Here is a 21,558-nt window from a genome sequence, read left to right on the forward strand (position 1 = left end):
TCACTCTTCCGGGTAACCCAGGCGCACCGCGATCGGGGTGAGCTTGGCGAAGGCGGCGCTCATCACGTCGCGGTAGTTGCGCCAGTGGCCCGGCGGGAAGCGCGGCGCGCCCAGCTGCGCGGCCGGCGGCATCGGCCGCTCGAACAGGCGGCCCAGCAGATCGGCCATCGCCTGCGGATCGTTGCCGATCTGGTCGATGCGCAGCAGCACCTGCGGGTACAGATCATCCTCGTGCAAAGCGGCGACCTGGGCCAGTGCGCGCGCCAGCCATTCGCTGGCTTCGGCCAGCGAGGTCATCGCCAGCGGCGCGGCCGCACCGTAGGCCACCCAGTCCAGCAGCATGTCGCGCGGGTCGCGCAGCACCACCAGCAGGCGGCCCTGCGGCAACTGCGGGCGCAGCGCCCACAGCAGCGCGTTGTCCCACCACAGCAGCCAGTCGATGATCGCGTCGTCCTGCACGCCGCGCGACGGCAGCTGTTCGCGCCAGCGCTGCACCAGCCGCTCCGGCGTCAGCACGCCCGAAGCGAGGTCCTGCAGCGTGTGGTAGTTCTGGAACGCGTCGTCGGGTGCGTTGGAGGTATAGCGGTCGCTGCGCAGCACCGGGCTGGCCGCGGCCAGGCCGGTCGCCACGCGCTCCACGCCCGACCCCGGCGCCCCCCACAGGAAGATCGGCGCGGAAGTGGCATCACCGTCGATCTCGCCCTTGTCCGGCCAGCTCGGCGGTGCCTTGGCCTGCGGCGGCAGCGGCAGGCGCTGCGGGGCCTGGTCGGCCTGCAGGGCCAGCCAGGTCTGCAGTGCGTCTTCGTGCTGCCCGGCGCGATCCTGGATCTCGCCCAGCCAGGTGCGCAGGTCGGCGCGGTGGCCTTCCGGCGCCATGCCGATCAGCGCCTGCACGCGGGCGATGGCGGCCGCCGGATCGCGCTGCAGCAGGCCTTCGACCAGGCGGGTCTCGCCGCTGACGCGGCCCGGCTCGAGGCTGACGATACGCTCGGCGATCGCTTCGGCCTGCGCGTGTTCGCCCACCATGTCGTGCAGCCGCAGGCGCGCTTCCAGCGCCGGCAGGTGGCCCGGCATCGCGTCCATCCAGCGCTCGACCGTAGCGGCGGCGGTGGCACTGCCGACCTCCTCCACCGCCAGGCGTGCCAGCCACAGGTCGTGCAGCTGCGGGTGCTGCTCCAGGGCGGCATCCAGGCGTGCGCGGGCCTCGTCTTCGCGGCCCAGGCGCTGCCAGGACATCAGCAGCAGCTGCAACACATCGCGGTCGCCGGGCGCCGATTCCAGCAACGGCAGCAGGTGTTCCAGCGCCTGCAGCGGCTGGCCGCTGCGCAGCGCCAGTTCGCCGGCCAGGCGGCGCATCGACGGCGTATCCAGGCCTTCCTGCTGCAGCGCGATCTGCATCGCCTCTGCCGCAGCTTCCAGGTTGCCCTGGCGCATGGCCAGCTGCACCACCAGGCCATGCAACGAGGCGATGGTCGGGTTCAGTTCCAGCACGCGGCGGAACGCCTGCTCGGCGAAGGCCAGCATGTTCTTGCCCAGGTAGGCGAAGCCCAGTGCGTAAAGCACGCGGATGTCGTTGGGCAGGGCCTGGTTGGCGGCCGACAGCAGCGTCAGCGCGCGATCGGCATCATCGCGGCGCAGCGCGATCATGCCATCGATGGTCAGCAGCTCCGGGTGGTCCGGTTCGACGCGCGAGGCCAGCGTGGACAGGCGCTGCGCTTCATCGAAATCGTTGCGACCGATCGCCAGGTGGGCCTGCATCAGGTACGCGGCGAATGCGTTCGGGTCCAGCCCGGTGGTGCGCGTCAGTGCTTCGCCTGCGCCGTCGAACTGGCGCAGGGCCAGCAGCAGGCCGGCGTGCTGCAGGTGCAGCTGGGCATTGTCCGGGGCCAGCTGCAGCGCCTGCTGCAGGGCCTCCATCGCGTCCTCGGCCTTGCCCTGCTGCTGCAGCGCAAGCGCCAGCCAGCGGTGGGCCTCGGCCTGGCCGGGTTCATCACGGGTCCACGCCTGGGCCAGCTGCACGGCCTGGTCGGCCTCGTTCTGGCGCAACGCTTGGATGATCTGGTCTTGCATGGCGGTCCGGTTCAAGGGCAAACCCGCATTGTAGCGGCCTGCGCGCCCGTGCCGGTTCAGCCTTGCAGCACGCGCTGCAGGCGCTGCGCCACCCAGCGCTCGGAGAAGCCGTCACCGCGCCAGTTTTCCAGGAAGCCACAGTGTCCGCCCCAGCTGGCGGTTTCCAGATGCGCCTGGTGCGGCAGCTGCCAGTCGCTGAAGGTCGCGTAGGGGATTACCGGGTCGTCCTGCGCCATCAGGATGTCGGCCGGCACCTGCAACGTGGACAGCCGATCGCCGGCAATCGAGTAGCCATCGAAATAGGCCTGCAACGAACCGAAACTGGTGTGGCGCTCGACCAGCCAGGCGGTCAGCGCGCGGATGTCCAGTTTCAGTACGCGATCGTCGCAGTCGCTCAGTTCGGGGAACAGGTCGCGCTTGCGCCGCAGCGAACCGGCCCACTTGCGGCGGAAGTACCAGTCGTACATCGCCGGACCGTTCTCGATGTTCTCCATGGTCAAGCCTGGGTCCAGCACCGGGCATACCGACGCCACGCGCAGCAGCGGCACGCCGGCCGCCGGCGCGCGCAGGGCCAGGCGCAGCACGAAGTTGCCGCCCAGCGAGTAACCGGCGGCCACCAGCGGCAACTGCGGCCAGCGCTGGGCGATATCGCCCGCGGCATGCACCACTTCGTCGATCAGGTTGGAGTGGAAGATGCCGGGGTTGAGATGATGGGTATTGCCGTGGTCGCGGAAGTTCAGCCGCACCACGTCGAAGCCCTGTTCGAGCATGCGCGCGGCCGCCATGCGCATGTAGCTGGATTCGGCGCTGCCTTCCCAGCCGTGCAGCAGCAGGGCCATGCCCTTGGGTTCGCGGCCTTCGATGTGGCTGTGCCAGCCTTGCAGGCGCACGCCATCACCGCCGTCGAGGATCAGTTCTTCGCTGATCGCGCCGGTCGCGGCCAGCAACAACAGGCCGCGCTGCAGGCGCATGCGGCTGGAGCTGAGCATCGACTGCAGGTGCGGATTGCGCAGCCAGCGCGGCGGCTGGTAGTCAGCCGCGTGCAACGTCGGCGTGCCGGCGTCCAGGACGGGTGGCGGGATCAGGGCCACCGCACCCTCACCCGGTGCTCATGGCCGCCACGATGCGCGCGCGCGACGTCTCCGCGATGCGCCGACGGCCTTCCAGGTCCTGCGCACCGATCGGTGCCAGGAAGTGCACTTCTGCACGCCGCGCCGGCTCACCGAGCAGGCGCAGGAAATTGGCGAAGAAACTCTCACCGGGGCCGAACGCGACAATGGTCTGCGCATCGCCCTTGAGCCCGTACACCAGCGCCACCGGCTGCACCGGCACGCCGGTTTCAACCGCGGCCTGGAAGATGCGGGCATGGAACGGGCCTACTTCGTGGCCGCCGCGGGTGCGCCCTTCCGGGAACACGCCCACCGCCTTGCCTTCGCGCAGGCGGTCAGCCATCACCTGCATCACGCCACCGAGCGATTCGGTGTTGCCGCGCTGGTGGAAGATGGTCTGGCCACGCGCGGCCAGCCAGCCGACCAGCGGCCAGCTGGCGATCTCGCGCTTGGCGACAAAGCCCATCATGCGCTGGCTGTGCAGGATGCAGATGTCGACCCAGCTGACGTGGTTGGCGACGAACAGCACGGCGCCGGGCAGCGGCGTGCCGATCTGCACCAGGCGGAAGCCGAAGATCCACATCAGCCCGCCCTGCCACCAGTTGACCACTTTGGCCCCCAGGGTCGCCTCGCCCACGCGCAGTTCGCCCCACGGCCGAAGCATGCCGATCAGGATGAGCGGCAGGAACACGATGATGTGGACCAACAGCAGCGGTACGCGGTACAGGTAACGGCACACACGCGCCACGCCGCCGCGGGGGGCCGGAGTGGGGGAATTCATCCGCGCACGATACCGGAGGGCCGTCATCGCTGCCAGCCGATTTAGGCCATAACACCCATCGACCGGGGCAATCGGCGGGGAACGCTGGGTTCCGCTGCCGTCACCGGCCGTCCGGGGCTCAGCCGTGGCCGGCCGCCACCACCGCCAGGGTCAGCCGCGAGATGCACACCAGGCGGCCCTGCTCGTCCTCGATGCGGATCTCCCACAGCTGGGTGCTGCGGCCGACATGCAGTGCGCGTGCGGTGCCGGTCACGGTGCCCGAGCGCACGGCGCGTACATGGTTGGCGTTGATCTCCAGCCCTACGCAGATCTGTTTGGCAGTATCCACGCACAGGTTGCCGGCGCTGCTGCCCAGGGTCTCGGCCAGCACCACCGACGCGCCGCCATGCAGGATGCCGTAGGGCTGGCGGGTGCGCTCGTCGACCGGCATGGTGGCCTGCAGCCAGTCATCACCGGCCGCGCTGAAGACGATGCCCAGCGACTCGATCGCGGTGTTGCGGCTGAGCGTGTTGAGCTGCTCGAGGGAAACGGCTTCGCGGAACACCAGGGTCATGCGGGCACCTTCAGAGGATGGGAACGAGGCCGGCGCCGAATGCGGTCAGCATGCGTACCAGCAGCCATTTCGGGCCGACATTGACTTCGGGGAAATCGCCCACGGCGACATAGCAGCGGTGGAAGTCCGGGTCCTGCCGGGGCAGCGGCCGCGGGCAGTCCGGGCCGGGCTTGAACTCGTAGTCGGTGGCATAGCGCCACGGCCAGAAGTCGAGGATCGGCAGTGCTTCGGAGGCCTTGCCGACGCTGTAGTTGAGCCCGGACAGCACCGGCGGCTTGGCCCGCGGCGCCACCGTCCACGAATTCTGCGGGTGGGTGTCGCGCAGGATGCTCTCGGCCAGCTGCTCGGCGAAGGCCGGGTCATCGATGATCACCGCACCTTCGGTGTTGTAGTTCTCGCTGCGCGGATCGAAGTTGTGGGTGCCGACCACGCCGATGCGGCGATCGACCACCAGCGACTTGGCATGCAGGCCCATGCGCGCGCCCTTGCGGGTGACCGGCAACGGCTTGTTGACCGCCTTGCTGCCCAGGAAGGAGGGCCGGGTCTCGGTGCGCAGCAGGCGGGTCTCGACCTCGCTGCCGGCCGCGCGGCGGCGCTCGCGTGCGTTCTGGTAGGCACTGCCGGTGCGCGGGTGGTTCACCGCCCCCTGCTTGCCGGCGGGTGCCGGGTGCTCATCGCGATCGCGGCTGTCGCCGGCATTGCTGCCCGCGGCGCTGCCGCCGATCAGCGGATTGCGCCCGCCGTCGTCGTCACCCCCGGGCGCGGCGATCGGATCAGGCAACAGGTTGCGGTAGTCGACCGGTGCATCCAGCGGGAACGGCTTGTACTCGAAGATGTTGAAGCCCAGTTCGCGCATGTTGCGCCGCTTGTACTTGTACGACAGCGCATACACGATCGGATTGTCGGTGGCCGCCAGGCTGTTGCTGGACACCACTACCCGCGGCGGCTGCGGGTGCTTGCGCAGCTCGCGGAACAGCTTCTGCGCCGGCTTGGACAGCACCAGGTACGGGGTCTGCAGGATCACTTCCTCCTGCGCGCCGGCGATCAGCGCATCCAGCTGCGGCTCGGTCACGTGCTGGCCCGCCAGTGGCGCATCGGCCTTCTCGCGCCGGTGCTTGCGCGGCAGGTCGGCGACATAGCGCACCGAGGCCACCGGCAAGGCGGTATCGACGAAGGAACGGCTGACGAAGTCGATGTCATTGGCTTCGGCGCTGACCCGCTGCACACGCTCGGGGCGGCGGAAGCTGGCCGGCGGCAGGGTCGGCACGCCCTCGCGCAGCAGGGTGCGGCCGACATCGTTCAGGCGCTCGGCCGGCACGCTGCGCCTGGCATGCCAGAAGGCATCGAAGTTGGCGGCCATCGCCCGCGCCTCCGGGCCGGCGATCAGCACGTCGCGGTCGCGGAAGTTGTACTCGCGGTCCCAGTCGTAATAGTCGTCCTGGTAGTTGCGGCCACCGACCACGCCGATCGCATCGTCGATCACCAGCAGCTTGTTGTGCATGCGCTGGTTGAAGCGGCGGAAGCAGCACAGCACGCTGCCGGCATAGTCGAAGTAGTTCAGCCGGGCCTTGCCGAAGGTCGGGTTGTAGACCCGCAGCTGGAAGTTCTGGTGCGCGCCGGACAGCGCGCCGAGGATCTGCAGGTCGGAGATCGCCGAGAGCTGGTCGATCAGCACGCGCACCTTCACCCCGCGCCGCGATGCAGCCAGCAGCTCGTCGATGACCAGCCGGGCGCTGTCGTCCTTGTCGAAGATGTAGGTCTGCAGGTCGATGCTGCGGGTAGCGCTGCGCAGCAGGTTCAGGCGCGCCACCAGCGCACCTTCGCCCTCGTCGAGCAGGGTGGCGTAGTGGCGCGGCTGTTCGGGGGTGGATTCGGTGAACGCGCGGCCGGCCAGCGCTCGCAGCGGTGAGTCCTGCGCGCAGCGGTCGGCGCGCTGGCAGCCGACCACGGTCGAGCGCGCCTGCACGGCGATCGCTTCGGCACGATCGCGCTCGGCATGCGAAAGCGATGCACAACCGCTGCCCAGCAACACCGTTGCCAGCGCCAGTAAACGCAGCAGGAGGTTCACGGTTTCGGCGCCTCGCTCAGGCGCGCACGTAATACGAAGGTCACTCGGTCACTCAGGGCTAGCTGCCAGCTGTCCATTCCATACCGGCCTCGCTGCACGGTACCGCGGCTGACGACATCGCAATCATAGCCGGGTCGGGCGCACTCCGCCTTCTCGACCCGCAGCGACTCGGGGTGGCTGACGCCGCGCAGGGTCAGCCGGCCGTTGATGTCGCCGCCCTGTTCCACCGTCTCCGGCCAGTACGGCAGCGAGTCGAACTCGACCACCGGATGGCGCCCGGCATCGAAGAACTCTTCGCCGCGCATCCAGCCGGTGTAGCGCGCCTTGCCAGGGATCTCTACCGAACGGGTGAACATCTTCAGGTGCACCTGGTGGCGCCCGTCGGACAGGATCTCGATGCGCCCCTCGAAGTGCGGGAATACGCCTTCGATGCGCTGGCCGAAACGGGTCCGCACCTCGAAACCGATCCGCGAGCGCTGGGTATCCAGGCGCAGTACCCGCGGCGCTTCGGCGGACACCGGCGGCAACGGGGTTGGTGGGGGCACAGCGGCCCAGGCCGGGCCAAGCGCCAGCAACGCGGGCAGCAGAAAGCGGCTGCGCCGCGCCTGGCTCATCGGATCACGGCCACCAGAACGCGTTCAGGCTGGCCACGCCCGGTTCGATCGAGACCTCGCGCGGGAAGCCGAGGACCGCCACGCCGCCCGGCGGCATGCCACGGTAGTCGCTGCTGGTGCCGTCGGTCATCAGGGCCACCAGCTGCTCCAGGCCCGGGTTGTGGCCCACGATCAGCACCCGGTCCAGGTCGCGACGCTCGTCCACCAGCGCCGCCAGGGTGCCCGGGGTGGCTTCGTAGATCCGGTCTTCCAGGCGCTTCTCAACATAGCCGATGGCCGTCATCACCGCTTCCAGGGTCTCACGGGTACGTCGCGACGGCGAGCACAGCACGCAGTCCGGCAGCAGGTTGTTTTCCTTCAACCACTTGCCGGCGGCTTCAGCTTCGGCCAGCCCTACCGGCGACAGCGGCCGGTCGAGGTCGGCCTGACCGGAAACGGCGGGTTCGGCATGGGCATGGCGCAGCAGGATCAGTTCACGCATCGCGGGTTTCCATGGAGAAGAGGATGCAGCAGGAGAAGTGACGCAGGCATCAAAGCTTGAGCCAGGACAGCAGCGGTTCCCAGTCGGCCTGGTGTTCGCGCACCTGCGCGGAGCGATAGTCGAACAGGCTGCGGCCCAGGCCGGTCATGACCACGTAGCTCTGGCTGTCACGCAGCTGCGCGACCACCGGGTACGGCCATTCGGCCAGCATCTGCAATGCCTGCTGCGAGGTCTGCGTCCAGGGTTTGGTGCGGTTGAGGACCAGCCCCACCGGCAGCTTGCGGCTGTGCACGCGCGGGTTCTGGGCCAGGCTGTTGAGGAAGCCGACGATGGCTTCGATATCCAGCGCCGAGGGCAATACCGGCACCACCACGGCATCGGCCGCGTCCAGGAAATGGGGGATATCGTCGGCCAGCGCACCGGCTGGTGCATCGATGATGACGGTATCGGTACCGTCGGGCAGCTTCTGCGCCCACTGCTTCTTCCGATACACATCGACGGGGAGCACCGCGCTTTCCAGCCCGGCACGCCGTTGTGCCCAGCGGGTGCTGGAGCCCTGCGGGTCGGCATCGGCGATCACCGTGGCCTTGCCCTGCAATGCCGCGTACGCGGCCAGGTGGGTGGCGACGGTGGTCTTGCCCACCCCGCCCTTGGAACCGGCCACCAGGATCGTCTTCATGCCAGCCTCGCTTCCGGGTACGTGCCCCGAGCGTACACCGGCGGTGGTGACGGGAGGTAGCGCCGTGCTGAACCAGTGGCCATCGCCTTTGCTATCGTGGCGCCCCCGAAGGATCGAACCGGCATGAGCGAACTGCAGGACCTGAGCGCACTGATCCGCGCCAATACCCCCCTGATCGTGATCGAGACCCAGGATGAGGGGCGCATCGTCGAACTGTTCCGGCAGACGCTGATGCACGTGTGGCGGGCCCTGCACCGCTGGTCCATCACCGAGGGCCTGCGCCGCATCGACCTGGACCGCGAGGATCCTCCTGTCGGCCCGCCCGATGCCAGCGCCGCGCTGCAGATGATCCGCCAGGCCGACCAGCGCGGTGTCTACCTGCTGCTCGATTTCCACCCCTACCTGGGCTATGCCAGCCACCAGCGCGCACTGCGCGACCTGATCCAGCGCCGCCACAGCGAACCGCACGTGCTGGTGCTGATCGGCGCCAAGGTCGAGCTGCCGGCCGAGCTGGAAGCACTGGCGGTGCGCTTCAACCCGCGCCTGCCCGATGCCAACGCCCTGCTGAAGATGCTGCGCGAGGAGGCCGACGCCTATGCGCGCGAACACGGCGGCCGCCGTGTCGAGGTCGACAGCGAGGCGGTGAAGAAGATCCTGAAGAACCTGCAGGGCCTGAGCCTGGTCGATGCCCGCCGCATCGCCCGCCAGCTGATCTACGCCGATGGCGCGCTGCGCGACGACGACCTGCCGCAGCTGGCACGGCTGAAGTTCGAGCTGCTCAACCGCAGCGGCCACCTGTTCTTCGAGCACGACAGCGCGCGCTTCGGCGACGTAGCCGGCGCCAACCGGCTCAAGCGCTGGATCAGCCAGCGCCGGGTGGCCTTCATCGCCGGCTCGGCACCGGCCGGCCTGGACCCGCCGCGCGGCATGCTGCTGCTGGGCGTGCAGGGCTGCGGCAAATCAATGCTGGCCAAGGCCACCGCCGCCGGCTTCGGTGTACCGCTGCTGCGCCTGGACGTGGGTGCGCTGTACAACAAGTATCACGGCGAGACCGAGGCCAACCTGCGCCAGGCGCTGGCCTCGGCCGAGCAGCTGGCGCCCTGCGTGCTGTGGATGGACGAGATCGAGAAGGGCCTGGCCAGTGGTGGCGAGGACGGTGGCGTATCACGCCGTGTACTCGGCTACCTGCTGACCTGGATGGCCGAACGCAAGGCGCCGGTGTTCATCGTTGCCACGGCCAACCAGGTGCACGAGCTGCCGGCCGAACTGCTGCGCAAGGGCCGTTTCGACGAGATCTTCTTCGTTGACCTGCCCACGCCGGAGGTGCGCGTGGAACTGCTGCGGCTGCACCTGGGCCGGCGCCAGCTCAATGGTGACGACTTCGCGCTGCCGGCGTTGGCGGCCGCGGCGAATGGTTTCTCCGGCGCGGAGATCGAGCAGGCGATCGTGGCCGGGCTGTATGCAGCGCACGCCGAAGGCCGGCCGCTGGACACCGAACTGCTGATGAATGAGATCCGCGCGACCCGACCGCTGTCGGTGCTGATGGCCGAACAGGTAGAGGCACTGCGGGCGTGGGCGTCGGGGCGGACGGTTTCCGCAGACGATTGAGGGGTTTCCAGCGAACGGCGCAGCCCCTCGTGGCGGCTGGTTGGCTGTGAACATCAAAAGCCGCGCTTGGCCGGGCGGGGTGGATTCGCGTTGGCTGGCCGCTCTTGAGCGCATGGGGTCAGATCCGTTTTCCTCTGGAAAACGGATCTGACCCCAGTTCGATTTCTATCCCGGGCAGATCAGTGAGCCGCATGGATGCGGCGACCAAGCCCCCATGGATGGGTTTACGGCGGCCCCGCAAACCCACAGTGCCCCGCCATCCCTCAGGAAACCCGCTTTGGCTTTGGCTTTGGCTCCAGCCCTTGCTTCTGCGGGTGCCGGGTGCAACCCGGCCCCCCCTTCCCTCAGGGCCAGGCCGGCGGGGCGGCCGCCCAGGCCTGCTGCACTTCCGCCAGCGAAGCACGCTCGTCGTCGCGCCACAACGGCAACAACTGCGCATAGCGGCTGCTGTCGCTCCATTGCGTCGGCTCGGTACGCACTGCGGCGGCATACCACTGCACCGCCTCCTGCTTCCGCCCGGCCCGCCACAGCGCCAGCGCATAGGTCGGTGGCAACCAGCCCGGCTTGCTCAGCGAACCACCGGCAGCCGCCTGCCATTGCTCCAGGGCGGCTTCGGGCTGGCCCTGACGCAGCAGGTCCCACCCGTAGTTCCAGCGCACGCCACGGCCCAGGCTGCCCTGCACCGGCGCATCCTTCAGCGCTTCGCGATACAGCTGTTCACCCAGTTCGGTACGGCCCTGGGCAATGGCCACCGACGCCAGCTGCACGGTGGCCTCCACGGTCCGCCGGCCGCGCTCGCGCTGCTTGAGCAGCTGCGCCACCAGCGCATCCCCGTCGGACTGGACCACGATCATGGGCACGGCGGCCGCATCGCTGTCGAAGTAGAACTCCTGTGGTGCTGGCACCGCCGGCGCGGCCCACACCGGGGCCGCTCCCGAGACCAGCAGCATGCTGCCCAGGATCTTTCCTGCAACTGACATCCCTTCTCCCCAGGCCGCAACTGCAGCCTCCCTCTCTCTCTCCCCGATCCTAACCCCAGCATGGCCGCCGGCGCGAGTGCCGGGGCGGCCGGGCCTCGCTGCTACAATTCGCGCCTTTCCCGCCGCGTGCCTGCACGCGGCCGGTGCCAGCCGATCCTGACCGGGCCAGCCATGACCAGTACCGCGCAACTCACGTCGCCCTCCTCCACCGACCTGATCGACCGTGACTACACGCTCGACCACAAGTACACCCGCAACGAGGGGCGGATCTATCTGAGTGGCGTGCAGGCGCTGGTGAAGCTGCCGCTGATGCAGCGGCTGCGCGACGCGCACCAGGGCATCGACAGCGCCGGCTTCGTCAGTGGCTACCGTGGCAGCCCGCTGGGCGGCTTCGACCTGGAGCTGTGGCGCGCACGCAAACACCTCGACGCCGCCAAGGTGAAGTTCACCCCCGGCCTGAACGAGGACCTGGGCGCCACCATGGTGTGGGGCACCCAGCAGACAAACCTGTTCCCCGGCGCCAACGTGCAGGGCGTGTTCGGCATGTGGTACGGCAAGGGCCCGGGTGTGGACCGCTGCGGCGACGTGTTCAAGCACGCCAATGCCGCTGGCACCTCGCGCTACGGCGGGGTGCTGGCACTGGCCGCCGATGACCATGCCTGCCGCAGCTCGACCCTGCCGCATGGCAGCGAGGACGAGTTCGTCAGCGCGATGATGCCGGTACTGAATCCGGCCGGTGTGCAGGACATCCTCGACATGGGCCTGCTGGGCTGGGCGATGAGCCGCTATACCGGGCGCTGGGTCGGCTTCAAGACGATCGCCGAGACAGTCGAATCATCGGCCTCGGTCGAGGTCGACCCGATGGCGCGCCGCATCGTGCTGCCGGAGGACTTCGAGATGCCTTCGGGCGGTCTCAACATCCGCTGGCCGGACCCGCCGCTGGACCAGGAAATGCGCCTGCACCGCTATGCGGTGAAGGCCGCACAGGCGTTCGCCCGCGCCAACGGCATCGACAAGGTGGTGATGGACGCGCCGCGCGCGCGGCTGGGCATCGTCACCACCGGCAAGAGCTACCTGGACGTTCTGCAGGCGCTGGAATACCTGGGCCTGGACGAAGCCGCCTGCGCCGACATCGGCATCCGCGTGTACAAGGTCGGCATGACCTGGCCGCTGGAGCCGCAGGGCATCGCGCGCTTCGCGCAGGGCCTGGAAGACATCATCGTGGTGGAGGAAAAGCGTGCCTTCATCGAGCGCCAGATGAAGGAACAGTTCTTCAACTGGCCGGCCAGCTGGGGCCAGCGCCCGTCCATCGTCGGTAAGTATGACGAGAGCGGCGAATGGATCCTGCCGTCCACCGGCGAGCTGACCCCGGCCACCATCGCCGGTGTGATCGGCCGCCGCATCCAGAGGTTCTTCAACAACGCATCGATCGAGCAGCGGCTGCAGTGGATGCAGGAAAAGGAAGCCGAGCTGGCCCTGCCGCGCGCCAGCTTCCCGCGCGTGCCGCACTACTGCTCCGGCTGCCCGCACAACACCTCCACCAACGTGCCGGAAGGCTCGCGGGCGCTGGCCGGCATCGGTTGCCATTACATGGTGACCTGGATGGACCGCAGCACCGACACCTTCACCCACATGGGCGGCGAAGGCGTGACCTGGGCCGGGCAGGCGCCGTTCACCGATACCCCGCACGTGTTCCAGAACCTGGGCGACGGTACCTATTTCCACAGCGGCTCGCTGGCGATCCGCCAGGCGGTGGCTGCCGGGGTGAACATCACCTACAAGATCCTCTACAACGATGCGGTGGCGATGACCGGCGGACAGCCGGTGGACGGCCCGTTGAGCGTGCCGGACATTGCGCGGCAGATGCGCGCCGAAGGCATCCACACCATCGTGGTGCTGTCGGACAACATCGGCAAGTGGACCGCCCAGCGCGAACACTTCCCCAGCGATGTCGAGTTCCACGACCGCAGCGAACTGGATGAGGTGCAGAAGCGCCTGCGCGAGGTGAAGGGTGTTTCGATCCTGATCTACGAACAGACCTGTGCCACCGAGAAGCGCCGTCGCCGCAAGCGCGGCAAGCTGGAAGATCCGCAGAAGCGGGTGATGATCAACTCGCTGGTCTGCGAAGGTTGCGGCGACTGCGGCAAGAAGAGCTTCTGCGTGTCGGTGCTGCCGAAGGAAACCGAGTTCGGGCGCAAGCGCGAGATCGACCAGTCCAACTGCAACAAGGACTATTCCTGCGTGAACGGGTTCTGCCCGAGCTTCGTCACCGTGCACGGCGGCCAGCCGCGCAAGGGCAGCAAGCGCGATGCCTCCACGCTGCTGGACAACCTGCCGGCACCGACTCTCCGCGGCAGCCTGGAACAGCCCTGGAACATCCTGATCACCGGCGTCGGCGGTACCGGCGTGGTGACCATCGGTGCGCTGCTGGGCATGGCCGGCCACCTGGAAGGCAAGGGTGCGACCGTGCTCGACCAGACCGGCCTGGCGCAGAAGGGCGGCGCGGTGACCACGCATATCCGCATTGCCCGTCGCCCTGAGGACATCCATGCCGTGCGTATCGCCGCTGGCGAGGCCGACCTGGTGCTGGGCTGCGACATGGTAGTGGTCAACGATTACTGGGCGCTGTCGAAGGTGCGTGCCGGCCGTTCGCAGGTGGTGCTGAACACCTACGAAGCGATGCCGGGCACCTTCACCACCCGCCCGGACATGCAGTTCCCCGCCGCCGACATCATCGCCGGCGTGCGCGTGGCACTGGGCGGCCAGGAGCCGCTGCTGCTCGATGCCACCCAGCTGGCCACCGCGCTGCTGGGCGATGCCATTGCCGCGAACCTGTTCATCCTCGGCTACGCCTGGCAGCAGGGCCTGGTGCCGCTGTCGTTCGATTCACTGATGCGCGCCATCGAACTCAACGGCGCCGCCGTGGCGATGAACCAGCAGGCCTTCGCCTGGGGCCGCCTGGCGGTGGTCGACCCGCAGGCCGTGCAGCAGGCCGCCGGCCTGGTGCGCAACCGCCATACCGATACCGAATCCACCCCGGGCCCGCTGCATCCGCTGCCGCCGGGCGAGTGGGAGGGCAATGAATGGGGTGCCACTGCGGCACCGCGCAACACCGGCGACGAGCGCGAACTGCGTGGCCTGCCCTCGCACGGTGGCGACGTGGCGTTCCTGCCGCTGGACGACGCCCGCCTGTCGCGCTCGCTGGATGAAATGATCGAGCGCCGCGCCGCGTTCCTGGTCGAGTACCAGGATGCCGCCTACGCCAAGCGCTACCGTGACCTGGTAGCACGCGTGCGCGCCACCGAAGCCGACCGCATCGGCGGTTCCACTGCGCTGACCGAGACCGTGGCGCGCTACCTGTTCAAGCTGATGGCCTACAAGGACGAGTACGAAGTGGCGCGCCTGTACACCAGCGGCGACTTCCAGCGCCGCCTGCAGCAGCAGTTCGAGGGCGACTACCAGCTGCGCTTCCATCTGGCACCGCCGCTGTTTGCGAAGAAGGACGGGCAGGGCCGGCTGCTGAAGAAGGAATACGGCCCGTGGATGTTCAAGGCCTTCGGTCTGTTGGCGAAGCTGAAGTTCCTGCGTGGCGGCCGCTTCGATGTGTTCGGACGCACCGAGGAGCGCCGCATGGAGCGCAAGCTGATTGCTGATTACGAGGCGACGGTGCAGGTGCTGCTGGACGGGCTGGAGGATGACCGTCTGTCGCTGGCGGTGGAGATCGCCAGTATTCCCGAGCACATCCGCGGCTTCGGCCATGTCAAGGAAGCCCACCTCGAACAGGCCAAGGCACGCGAAGCGGCCCTGCTGGCGCAGTGGCGCAACCCGAAGGCGCTGCATATCGTGCAGGTGGCTTGAGGCCGCGGAACAGGTAATGCCGGCCGCTGGCCGGCATCCGTCCTGGCAATCGGTGCCGGCCAGCGGCGGCACTACCGGCGATTCAGCCCAGCCGCCACAGCAGCAACCGGTTGTTGGCCGGCATCGCCACGTCACCCAACCGGGTAAACCCGTTGTCCGCCGCCAGCGCCTGCACCGCTTCGCTATCGCGGATACCGCTGCTCGGGTCGCGCGCCTTCAGCCAGGCATCGAACTGCGCGTTGCTGTCGCTGGTGTAGCGACCGCCGTAGTTGAACGGGCCATACACCGCCAGCAGCGCGCCATGACGCAGTACCGCAGGCAGTGCGGCGAACAGTGCCTGCACGTGCGCCCAGCTCATGATGTGCAGGGTGTTGGCGCTGAATGCGGCGTCGAACGCGCTGCTTCCTGGAAGGTCCAGGCCCGTTGCAGGTGGCAGCTCCACCTGCAGCGCCACCGGCGGCAACAGGTTCAGCAGCGCGGCCTCGGCGCGCCAGGCCTCGATGCCGGGCAGATGGTCCGGATGGTCGCTGGGCTGCCAGCGCAGCCACGGCCAGCGCTCGGCGAAGAAGGCTGCGTGCTGGCCGGTACCACTGCCGATCTCCAGCACCCGATGGCGGTCGCCCATCCACGGGTCGAGTGCGGTGGCGATGGGTTCGCGGTTGCGCTCGCAGGCTTCTGAATACGGCTTGCTCGACATCAGGACGGTGTCCAGGCGGGGTCGGCCCCATTGTGCACGAGGGGGGTGCCTGCAGGGCTTGCAGCCCTGCACCCGCAGGAGCAACGGCAAAGGCCGAAGCAACGTCAAAAGCGGACTTGCTGTGGGTTGGCGGGGTGGGTCCGATTGCGGGGGACGCCGTAAATACGTCCCTGTAGGCTCGGTCGCGGCATCCATGGCGCTCACGCCCCCGCAACCGGACCCACCCCGCCTTCGACAGATTTCCGCCATCTGTCGGAAGTGCTCTTGGGGTCAGATCCGTTTTCCACAGGAAAACGGATCTGACCCCGGATTCATTTCGATACCTGACAGATGTGTCGACCAAGGTCGACACCTACCAACAGCCGCAGGAATCTGTCAGAGGTGGGGCGGTGTCGGATTGCGGGGTGTCAGCCGCATGGATGCGGCTGCCAAGCCTCCATGGACGGATTCACGGCGTCCCCGCAATCCGACACCGCCCCGCCCACCCACGGAATGCCGCTCTGGCTCTGGCTTTGGCCGTTGCCGTTGCCGCTGCATTGAGCAGGTGCAGGGCGCAGCCCTGCCGAAACCCTCCCCAACCATGACTGCAGTCACTTGCCCGGTTGCGCCGCGCTGGCGAAAGTCGAGGAGTTGACGTGATCGGTCCGGCGCGTTGCCGACCGCACGCAAGCGAGAGAGAGAAACGCTGTGCAACGACGTGAGTTCCTGGCTTTTTCCGGTCTGGGCCTGGCCGGCCTGCTGCTGCCGCATTCCCGTGCCATCGCCGCCGAGCAGCTGCTGGCGCCGGTCGATACCGCCCAGCGCCGGCGCTTGGCCGAGGTCGCGCTGGCCACCGCACGCTCGGCCAAGGCCAGCTACTGCGATGTGCGCATTGGCCGCTACCTCAACCAGTCGGTCATCACCCGCGAGCACCAGGTCGGCAATGTGACCAACCGAGAATCCTCCGGCGTGGGCGTGCGGGTGATCGTCAACGGTGCCTGGGGCTTTGCTGCAACCCACCAGCAGACCGAGGCCGCCGTGCGCGCGGCAGTCGAGCAGGCGGCGGCAATCGCCCGCGCCAACGCCAGCATCCAGACCCGCCCGGTGCAACTGGCACCCACGCCGTCCGTCGGTGAAGTGCGCTGGCAGACGCCCGTCCGCAGGAACGCGATGGCGGTGCCGATCCAGGACAAGGTCGAGCTGCTGCTGGCCCTCAATGCCGCTGCGCTGGATGCGGGCGCCGACTACATCAATTCCACCCTGTTCCTGGTCAACGAACAGAAGTACTTCGCCTCCAGCGACGGCTCCTTCATCGACCAGGACATCCACCGCATCTGGTTGCCGTTCACCGCCACCGCCATCGACAAGGCCAGCGGCAAATTCCGCACCCGCGCCGGCCTGTCCTCGCCGATGGGCATGGGCTATGAGTTCCTCGATGGCGATGCGCGCGGCAAGGTGCAGCTGCCCGGCGGCATCACTGCCTACCGCGATTCCTACGACCCGGTCGAGGACGCCATTGCGGCCGCCCGCCACGCACGCGAGAAACTGAAGGCGCCGTCGGTGAAGCCCGGCAAGTATGACCTGGTGCTGGACCCGTCCAACCTGTTCCTGACCATTCACGAGAACGTCGGCCACCCGCTGGAGCTGGACCGCGTGCTCGGCTACGAAGCCAACTACGCCGGTACCAGCTTCGCCACGCTGGACAAGCGCGATGCGGGTTTCCGCTGGGGCAGCGACATCGTCACCTTCTTCGCCGACAAGACCCAGCCCGGCAGCCTCGGTGCGGTCGGCTACGACGACGAAGGCGTAAAGACACAGCGCTGGGACCTGGTGCGCGACGGCATCCTGGTCGACTACCAGGCCACCCGCGATGAAGCCCACATCCTCGGCCGCGATGCATCGCATGGCTGCAGCTATGCCGATTCCTGGTCCAGCGTGCAGTTCCAGCGCATGGCCAATGTCTCGCTGGCGCCGGGCAAGCAACCGCTCAGCGTCGAGGACATGATCAAGGACGTGGAGAACGGCATCTACATCCACGGCCGCGGTTCGTATTCGATCGACCAGCAGCGCTACAACGCGCAGTTCGGCGGCCAGCTGTACTACCAGATCAAGGACGGAAAGATCGCCGGCATGGTTGAGGATGCGGCCTACCAGATCCGCACGCCGGAATTCTGGAACGCCTGCACCGCCATCTGCGATGAACGCGACTTCCGGCTGGGCGGTTCGTTCTTCGACGGCAAGGGCCAGCCCGGCCAGGTCTCGGCGGTCTCGCACGGTTCGTCCACCACCCGCTTCAACGGCATCAACATCATCAATACCGCGCGCAGTCTCGGCGCTTGAGCCACCCATCCTTCGACATGGAGAGCAGCCTTGCAAAGACGTGACTTCCTGGCCCTGACCGGGCTTACCGCGGGCGGGCTGATCGTGCCCTCCTTCTTCGGCAAGGTGATCGCCGCCGAGCAGCTGCAGAGCACGCTGGACCTGGGGCTGAAGAAGCGCCTGGCCGATGCGGCGCTGGCCGCCGCCCGCCAGGGCGGTGCCACCTACTGCGACGTGCGCATCGGCCGCTACCTGCGGCAGTTCGTGATCACCCGCGAGGACAAGGTGCAGAACGTGGTGAACACCGAGTCCACTGGCGTGGGCATCCGCGTGATCGTCAATGGTGCGTGGGGCTTTGCCGCCACCAACGCGCTGGGCACCGCCGACGTGGCCAAGGCAGCGCAGCAGGCGGCCGCGATCGCCAAGGCCAACGCCGGCGTGCAGACCGCGCCGGTGCAGCTGGCCAAGGCGCCGGGCGTGGGTGAGGTGAGCTGGCGCACGCCGATCCGCAAGAATGCGATGGAGGTGCCGATCAAGGACAAGGTCGGCCTGCTGCTGGACGTCAACGCCGCCGCAATGGGCGCCGGTGCCAGCTTCGTCAACTCGATGCTGTTCCTGGTCAACGAGCAGAAGTACTTCGCCTCCACCGACGGTTCCTACATCGACCAGGACGTGCATCGCATCTGGGCGCCGATGACGGTCACCGCCATCGACAAGGCCAGCGGCAAGTTCCGCACCCGTTCGGGCCTGTCCTCGCCGATGGGCCTGGGCTACGAGTACCTGGACGGCGCCGCCGCGGGCAAGGTGGTCAGCCCCAATGGCGTGGTCAACTACAGTTCTTCCTACGACATGAAGGAAGACGCCATCGCCGCCGCCCGGCAGGCGCAGGAAAAGCTGAAGGCACCGTCGGTGAAGCCGGGCAAGTACGACCTGGTGCTCGATCCGTCGCACACCTGGCTGACCATCCACGAGTCGATCGGCCACCCGCTGGAACTGGACCGCGTGCTCGGCTACGAAGCCAACTACGCCGGCACCAGCTTCGCCACCCTGGACAAGCGCGAACAGCGTTTCCAGTACGGCAGCGAGCTGGTCAACATCTTCGCCGACAAGACCCAGCCGGGCAGCCTCGGCGCCGTGGCATACGACGATGAAGGCGTGAAGTGCAAGCGCTGGGACCTGATCAGCAACGGCAAGCTGGTGGACTACCAGACCATCCGCGACCAGGCCCACATCCTCGGCAAGACCGAGTCCGACGGCTGCTGCTATGCCGACTCGTGGTCCAGCGTGCAGTTCCAGCGCATGGCCAACGTGTCGATGGCACCGGGCAAGAAGCCGCTGAGCGTGCCGGACCTGATCAAGGACGTGGAGAACGGCATCTACATCATCGGTGATGGTTCGTTCTCGATCGACCAGCAGCGCTACAACGCGCAGTTCGGCGGTCAGCTGTTCTACGAGATCAAGAACGGCCAGATCACCCGCATGCTGGAAGACGTGGCCTACCAGATCCGCACGCCGGAATTCTGGAACGCCTGTACCGCCGTGGCCGACGAGCGCGACTACCGCCTGGGCGGCTCGTTCTTCGACGGCAAGGGCCAGCCGGGCCAGGTCTCGGCGGTCTCGCACGGCTCGTCCACCGCGCGCTTCAACGGCATCAACGTCATCAACACCGCACGCAGCCTCGGCTGACCGGTCAGGAGCCCTTACACATGAGTATCTTCACCGAAGCCCAGGCCAAGGCCATCCTCGACAAGGTCATCGCCCTGTCCAAGGCCGACGAGTGCACCGCCGTGCTGGCCGGTGCGATCAGCGGCAACATCCGTTTCGCGCTGAACAATGTCTCCACCAGCGGCATCGTCGACAACACCGAGCTGGCGGTCACCGTCGCCTTCGGCAAGCGCGTGGGCACCGCCTCGATCAACGAGTTCGACGACGCCGCGCTGGAACGCGTGGTACGCCGTGCCGAAGACCTGGCCCGCCTGGCCCCGGAGAACCCGGAGTTCATGCCGGCCATTGGCAAGCAGAGCTACCGCGCCAGCCCGACCTTCAGCGAATCCACCGCCGCGATCGATCCAGCCTTCCGTGCCAAGGTCGCTGCCGATTCGATCGCCCCGTGCCGCGGCCACGGCCTGATCGCCGCCGGCTTCCTGGAGGACGGCCAGGGCTTCCAGGCCACCGCCAACAGCAACGGCAACTTCGCTTACCAGCGCACCACCAACTTCGACTACACCTGCACCGTGCGTACCGAAGATGGCCGCGGTTCGGGCTGGGTCGGCCGCAACCTGAAGGATGCTGCCGACTTCAAGGCCGACCAGGACATCCGCATCGCCATGCGCAAGGCCACCGAGTCGGCCGAAGCCAAGGCGCTGGAACCGGGCAAGTACACGGTGATCCTGGAGCCGGCCGCGGCGGCGGGCCTGATCAGCTTCATGATGAACTTCTTCAGTGCACGCTCGGCCGATGAAGGCCGCAGCTTCCTGTCGAAGAAGGGCGGCGGCAACAAGCTGGGCGAGCAGGTCTACGACCCGCGCGTGACCATGATCGCCGACCCGTGGCATCCGGAGGCGCCGGTGCTGCCGTGGGACAACGAGGGCCTGCCGCGCGAGCGCATGGCGATCATCGAGAACGGCAGGATCGCCAACCTGGACTACTCGCGCTTCTGGGCGCAGAAGCAGGGCAAGACCGCCAAGGCCTCGCCGGGCAACCTGCTGATGAGCGGTGGCGACAAGAGCACCGCCGAGCTGGTGCGCGGCACCCAGAAGGGCATCCTGGTCACGCGTACCTGGTACATCCGCATGGTCGATCCGCAGACCGTGCTGCTGACCGGCCTGACCCGCGACGGCACCTTCTATATCGAGAACGGCCAGATCAAGCACCCGGTGAAGAACTTCCGCTTCAACGAGTCGCCGGTGATCATGCTCAACAACATCGAAGAGCTGGGCAAGCCGGTGCGTGTGGCCGGTGATGAATCCAGCTTCGTGATGATGATCCCGCCGATGAAGCTGCGCGATTTCACCTTCACCTCGCTGTCCGACGCGGTCTGATGGATCGCCGGGCCTGCCTGCGCTGGTTGGCCGCTGCCGCTTCGGCGGCGGCGCTGCCGGCCTGGGCACAGGCAGGCCCGCGCAGTTCGCGCTACGACTTCTGGTTCACCCGCCTGCAGTACGACTCCGGTGACTGGGACGTGGACGCGCGCATGCCATCCAACCTGATCACCTCGCTGATCGACTACACCTCGCTGCGGGTGGACCCGCAGGAACACGTGGTGGCCCTGGCCGACCCGCGCATGCTGGAAGCGCCGTTCTGCTACCTGGCCGGGCACACGCTGGTGGAGTTCAACGCCGCCGAACGGCAGAACTTCGTGCGCTACGTGCGCAATGGCGGCTTCGTCTTCGTCGACGACTGCAACCATGACATCGACGGCCTGTTCGCCACCTCGTTCGAGGCACAGATGGGCCGGCTGTTCGGCCCCAAGGCGTTGCAGAAACTGCCCAACAGCCACGCGCTGTACCGCAGTTTCTTCCGCTTCCCGGACGGTCCGCCCGCCACCAGCTTCGAACTCAACGGCTGGGGCGACGACCTGGTGCACGACTATCTGAAAGGCATCGAGGTCGATGGTCGGCTGGGCCTGCTCTACAGCAACAAGGACTATGGCTGCGAGTGGGACTACGACTGGCGCAACAAGCGCTTCCTGGCCGAAGACAACACCCGCTTTGGCGTCAACATCGTGATGTACGCGCTGAACAATTGACAGGACCTGCACGC

Annotated in this window: 16 protein-coding genes; 6 read left to right on the forward strand and 10 right to left on the reverse strand. The window is 67.7% G+C overall.

Annotated features, from left to right (window positions below; all coding sequences use genetic code 11):
- From KXV01_RS13645 to KXV01_RS13680, 8 genes are all read right to left on the reverse strand, one after another.
- Positions 1–2,070 (reverse strand): tetratricopeptide repeat protein, encoded by a 2,070-nt coding sequence (locus tag KXV01_RS13645; protein WP_263467864.1) that lies wholly within the window; start codon positions 2,068–2,070, stop codon positions 1–3.
- A 56-nt stretch (positions 2,071–2,126) separates the two neighbouring features.
- A complete protein-coding gene (locus KXV01_RS13650) occupies positions 2,127–3,116 on the reverse strand; it encodes an alpha/beta fold hydrolase (protein ID WP_049414470.1) in 990 nt (329 codons plus the stop codon).
- 52 nt (positions 3,117–3,168) lie between these two features.
- Positions 3,169–3,960 (reverse strand): lysophospholipid acyltransferase family protein, encoded by a 792-nt coding sequence (locus KXV01_RS13655; protein WP_049414460.1) that lies wholly within the window; start codon positions 3,958–3,960, stop codon positions 3,169–3,171.
- Between the two features lie 118 nt (positions 3,961–4,078).
- The gene (locus KXV01_RS13660; RefSeq protein ID WP_049414459.1) at positions 4,079–4,513 is read right to left on the reverse strand and encodes a hotdog fold thioesterase; all 435 of its coding nucleotides are present in this window, start codon (positions 4,511–4,513) and stop codon (positions 4,079–4,081) included.
- Positions 4,514–4,523: 10 nt separating this feature from the next.
- Entirely contained in the window at positions 4,524–6,581 is a 2,058-nt protein-coding gene (locus KXV01_RS13665; RefSeq protein WP_111096342.1) for a phospholipase D family protein, read from the reverse strand.
- A complete protein-coding gene (locus tag KXV01_RS13670) occupies positions 6,578–7,195 on the reverse strand; it encodes a YceI family protein (protein WP_005420984.1) in 618 nt (205 codons plus the stop codon). Before KXV01_RS13670 ends, KXV01_RS13665 begins: the two co-directional genes overlap by 4 nt.
- Before the next feature lie 4 nt (positions 7,196–7,199).
- Positions 7,200–7,676: a histidine phosphatase family protein gene (locus tag KXV01_RS13675; protein ID WP_005420985.1), complete on the reverse strand. Its 477-nt coding sequence runs from the start codon at positions 7,674–7,676 to the stop codon at positions 7,200–7,202.
- Between the two features lie 49 nt (positions 7,677–7,725).
- The gene (locus KXV01_RS13680; RefSeq protein WP_049414457.1) at positions 7,726–8,355 is read right to left on the reverse strand and encodes a ParA family protein; all 630 of its coding nucleotides are present in this window, start codon (positions 8,353–8,355) and stop codon (positions 7,726–7,728) included.
- Positions 8,356–8,478: 123 nt separating this feature from the next.
- On the opposite strand from KXV01_RS13680, the gene KXV01_RS13685 reads away from it, so the two are divergent.
- Complete coding sequence (locus KXV01_RS13685; protein WP_005420987.1) at positions 8,479–9,963, forward strand: AAA family ATPase; 1,485 nt, start codon at positions 8,479–8,481, stop codon at positions 9,961–9,963.
- A 344-nt stretch (positions 9,964–10,307) separates the two neighbouring features.
- Here the strand turns inward: KXV01_RS13685 and KXV01_RS13690 are convergent, their stop codons facing one another.
- Positions 10,308–10,943 carry a tetratricopeptide repeat protein gene (locus tag KXV01_RS13690; RefSeq protein ID WP_049414456.1) on the reverse strand — a complete coding sequence of 212 codons (636 nt, stop codon included), beginning with the start codon at positions 10,941–10,943 and terminating at the stop codon, positions 10,308–10,310.
- Positions 10,944–11,114: 171 nt separating this feature from the next.
- Here KXV01_RS13690 and KXV01_RS13695 point away from each other — a divergent pair, with 171 nt between their 5' ends.
- The gene (locus tag KXV01_RS13695) at positions 11,115–14,801 is read left to right on the forward strand and encodes an indolepyruvate ferredoxin oxidoreductase family protein (RefSeq protein WP_111191413.1); all 3,687 of its coding nucleotides are present in this window, start codon (positions 11,115–11,117) and stop codon (positions 14,799–14,801) included.
- 82 nt (positions 14,802–14,883) lie between these two features.
- Here KXV01_RS13695 and KXV01_RS13700 read toward each other — a convergent pair whose 3' ends face one another.
- A complete protein-coding gene (locus KXV01_RS13700) occupies positions 14,884–15,498 on the reverse strand; it encodes a class I SAM-dependent methyltransferase (RefSeq protein WP_263467865.1) in 615 nt (204 codons plus the stop codon).
- A gap of 687 nt (positions 15,499–16,185) precedes the next feature.
- On the opposite strand from KXV01_RS13700, the gene KXV01_RS13705 reads away from it, so the two are divergent.
- From KXV01_RS13705 to KXV01_RS13720, 4 genes are read left to right on the forward strand one after another with little or no spacing between them, the layout of a single operon-like run.
- Complete coding sequence (locus tag KXV01_RS13705; RefSeq protein WP_164282689.1) at positions 16,186–17,817, forward strand: TldD/PmbA family protein; 1,632 nt, start codon at positions 16,186–16,188, stop codon at positions 17,815–17,817.
- 30 nt (positions 17,818–17,847) lie between these two features.
- On the forward strand, positions 17,848–19,482 hold the full coding sequence (locus KXV01_RS13710) for a TldD/PmbA family protein (RefSeq protein WP_111096552.1): 1,635 nt from the start codon (positions 17,848–17,850) through the stop codon (positions 19,480–19,482).
- Positions 19,483–19,502: 20 nt separating this feature from the next.
- Complete coding sequence (locus KXV01_RS13715; RefSeq protein ID WP_049416132.1) at positions 19,503–20,837, forward strand: TldD/PmbA family protein; 1,335 nt, start codon at positions 19,503–19,505, stop codon at positions 20,835–20,837.
- A complete protein-coding gene (locus KXV01_RS13720; RefSeq protein WP_005421001.1) occupies positions 20,837–21,544 on the forward strand; it encodes a DUF4159 domain-containing protein in 708 nt (235 codons plus the stop codon). Before KXV01_RS13715 ends, KXV01_RS13720 begins: the two co-directional genes overlap by 1 nt.
- Positions 21,545–21,558 lie beyond the last annotated feature (14 nt).

Origin of the sequence: Stenotrophomonas sp. Ps181, from assembly GCF_025697425.1 — a bacterium.
GTDB classification, from domain to species: domain Bacteria; phylum Pseudomonadota; class Gammaproteobacteria; order Xanthomonadales; family Xanthomonadaceae; genus Stenotrophomonas; species Stenotrophomonas sepilia.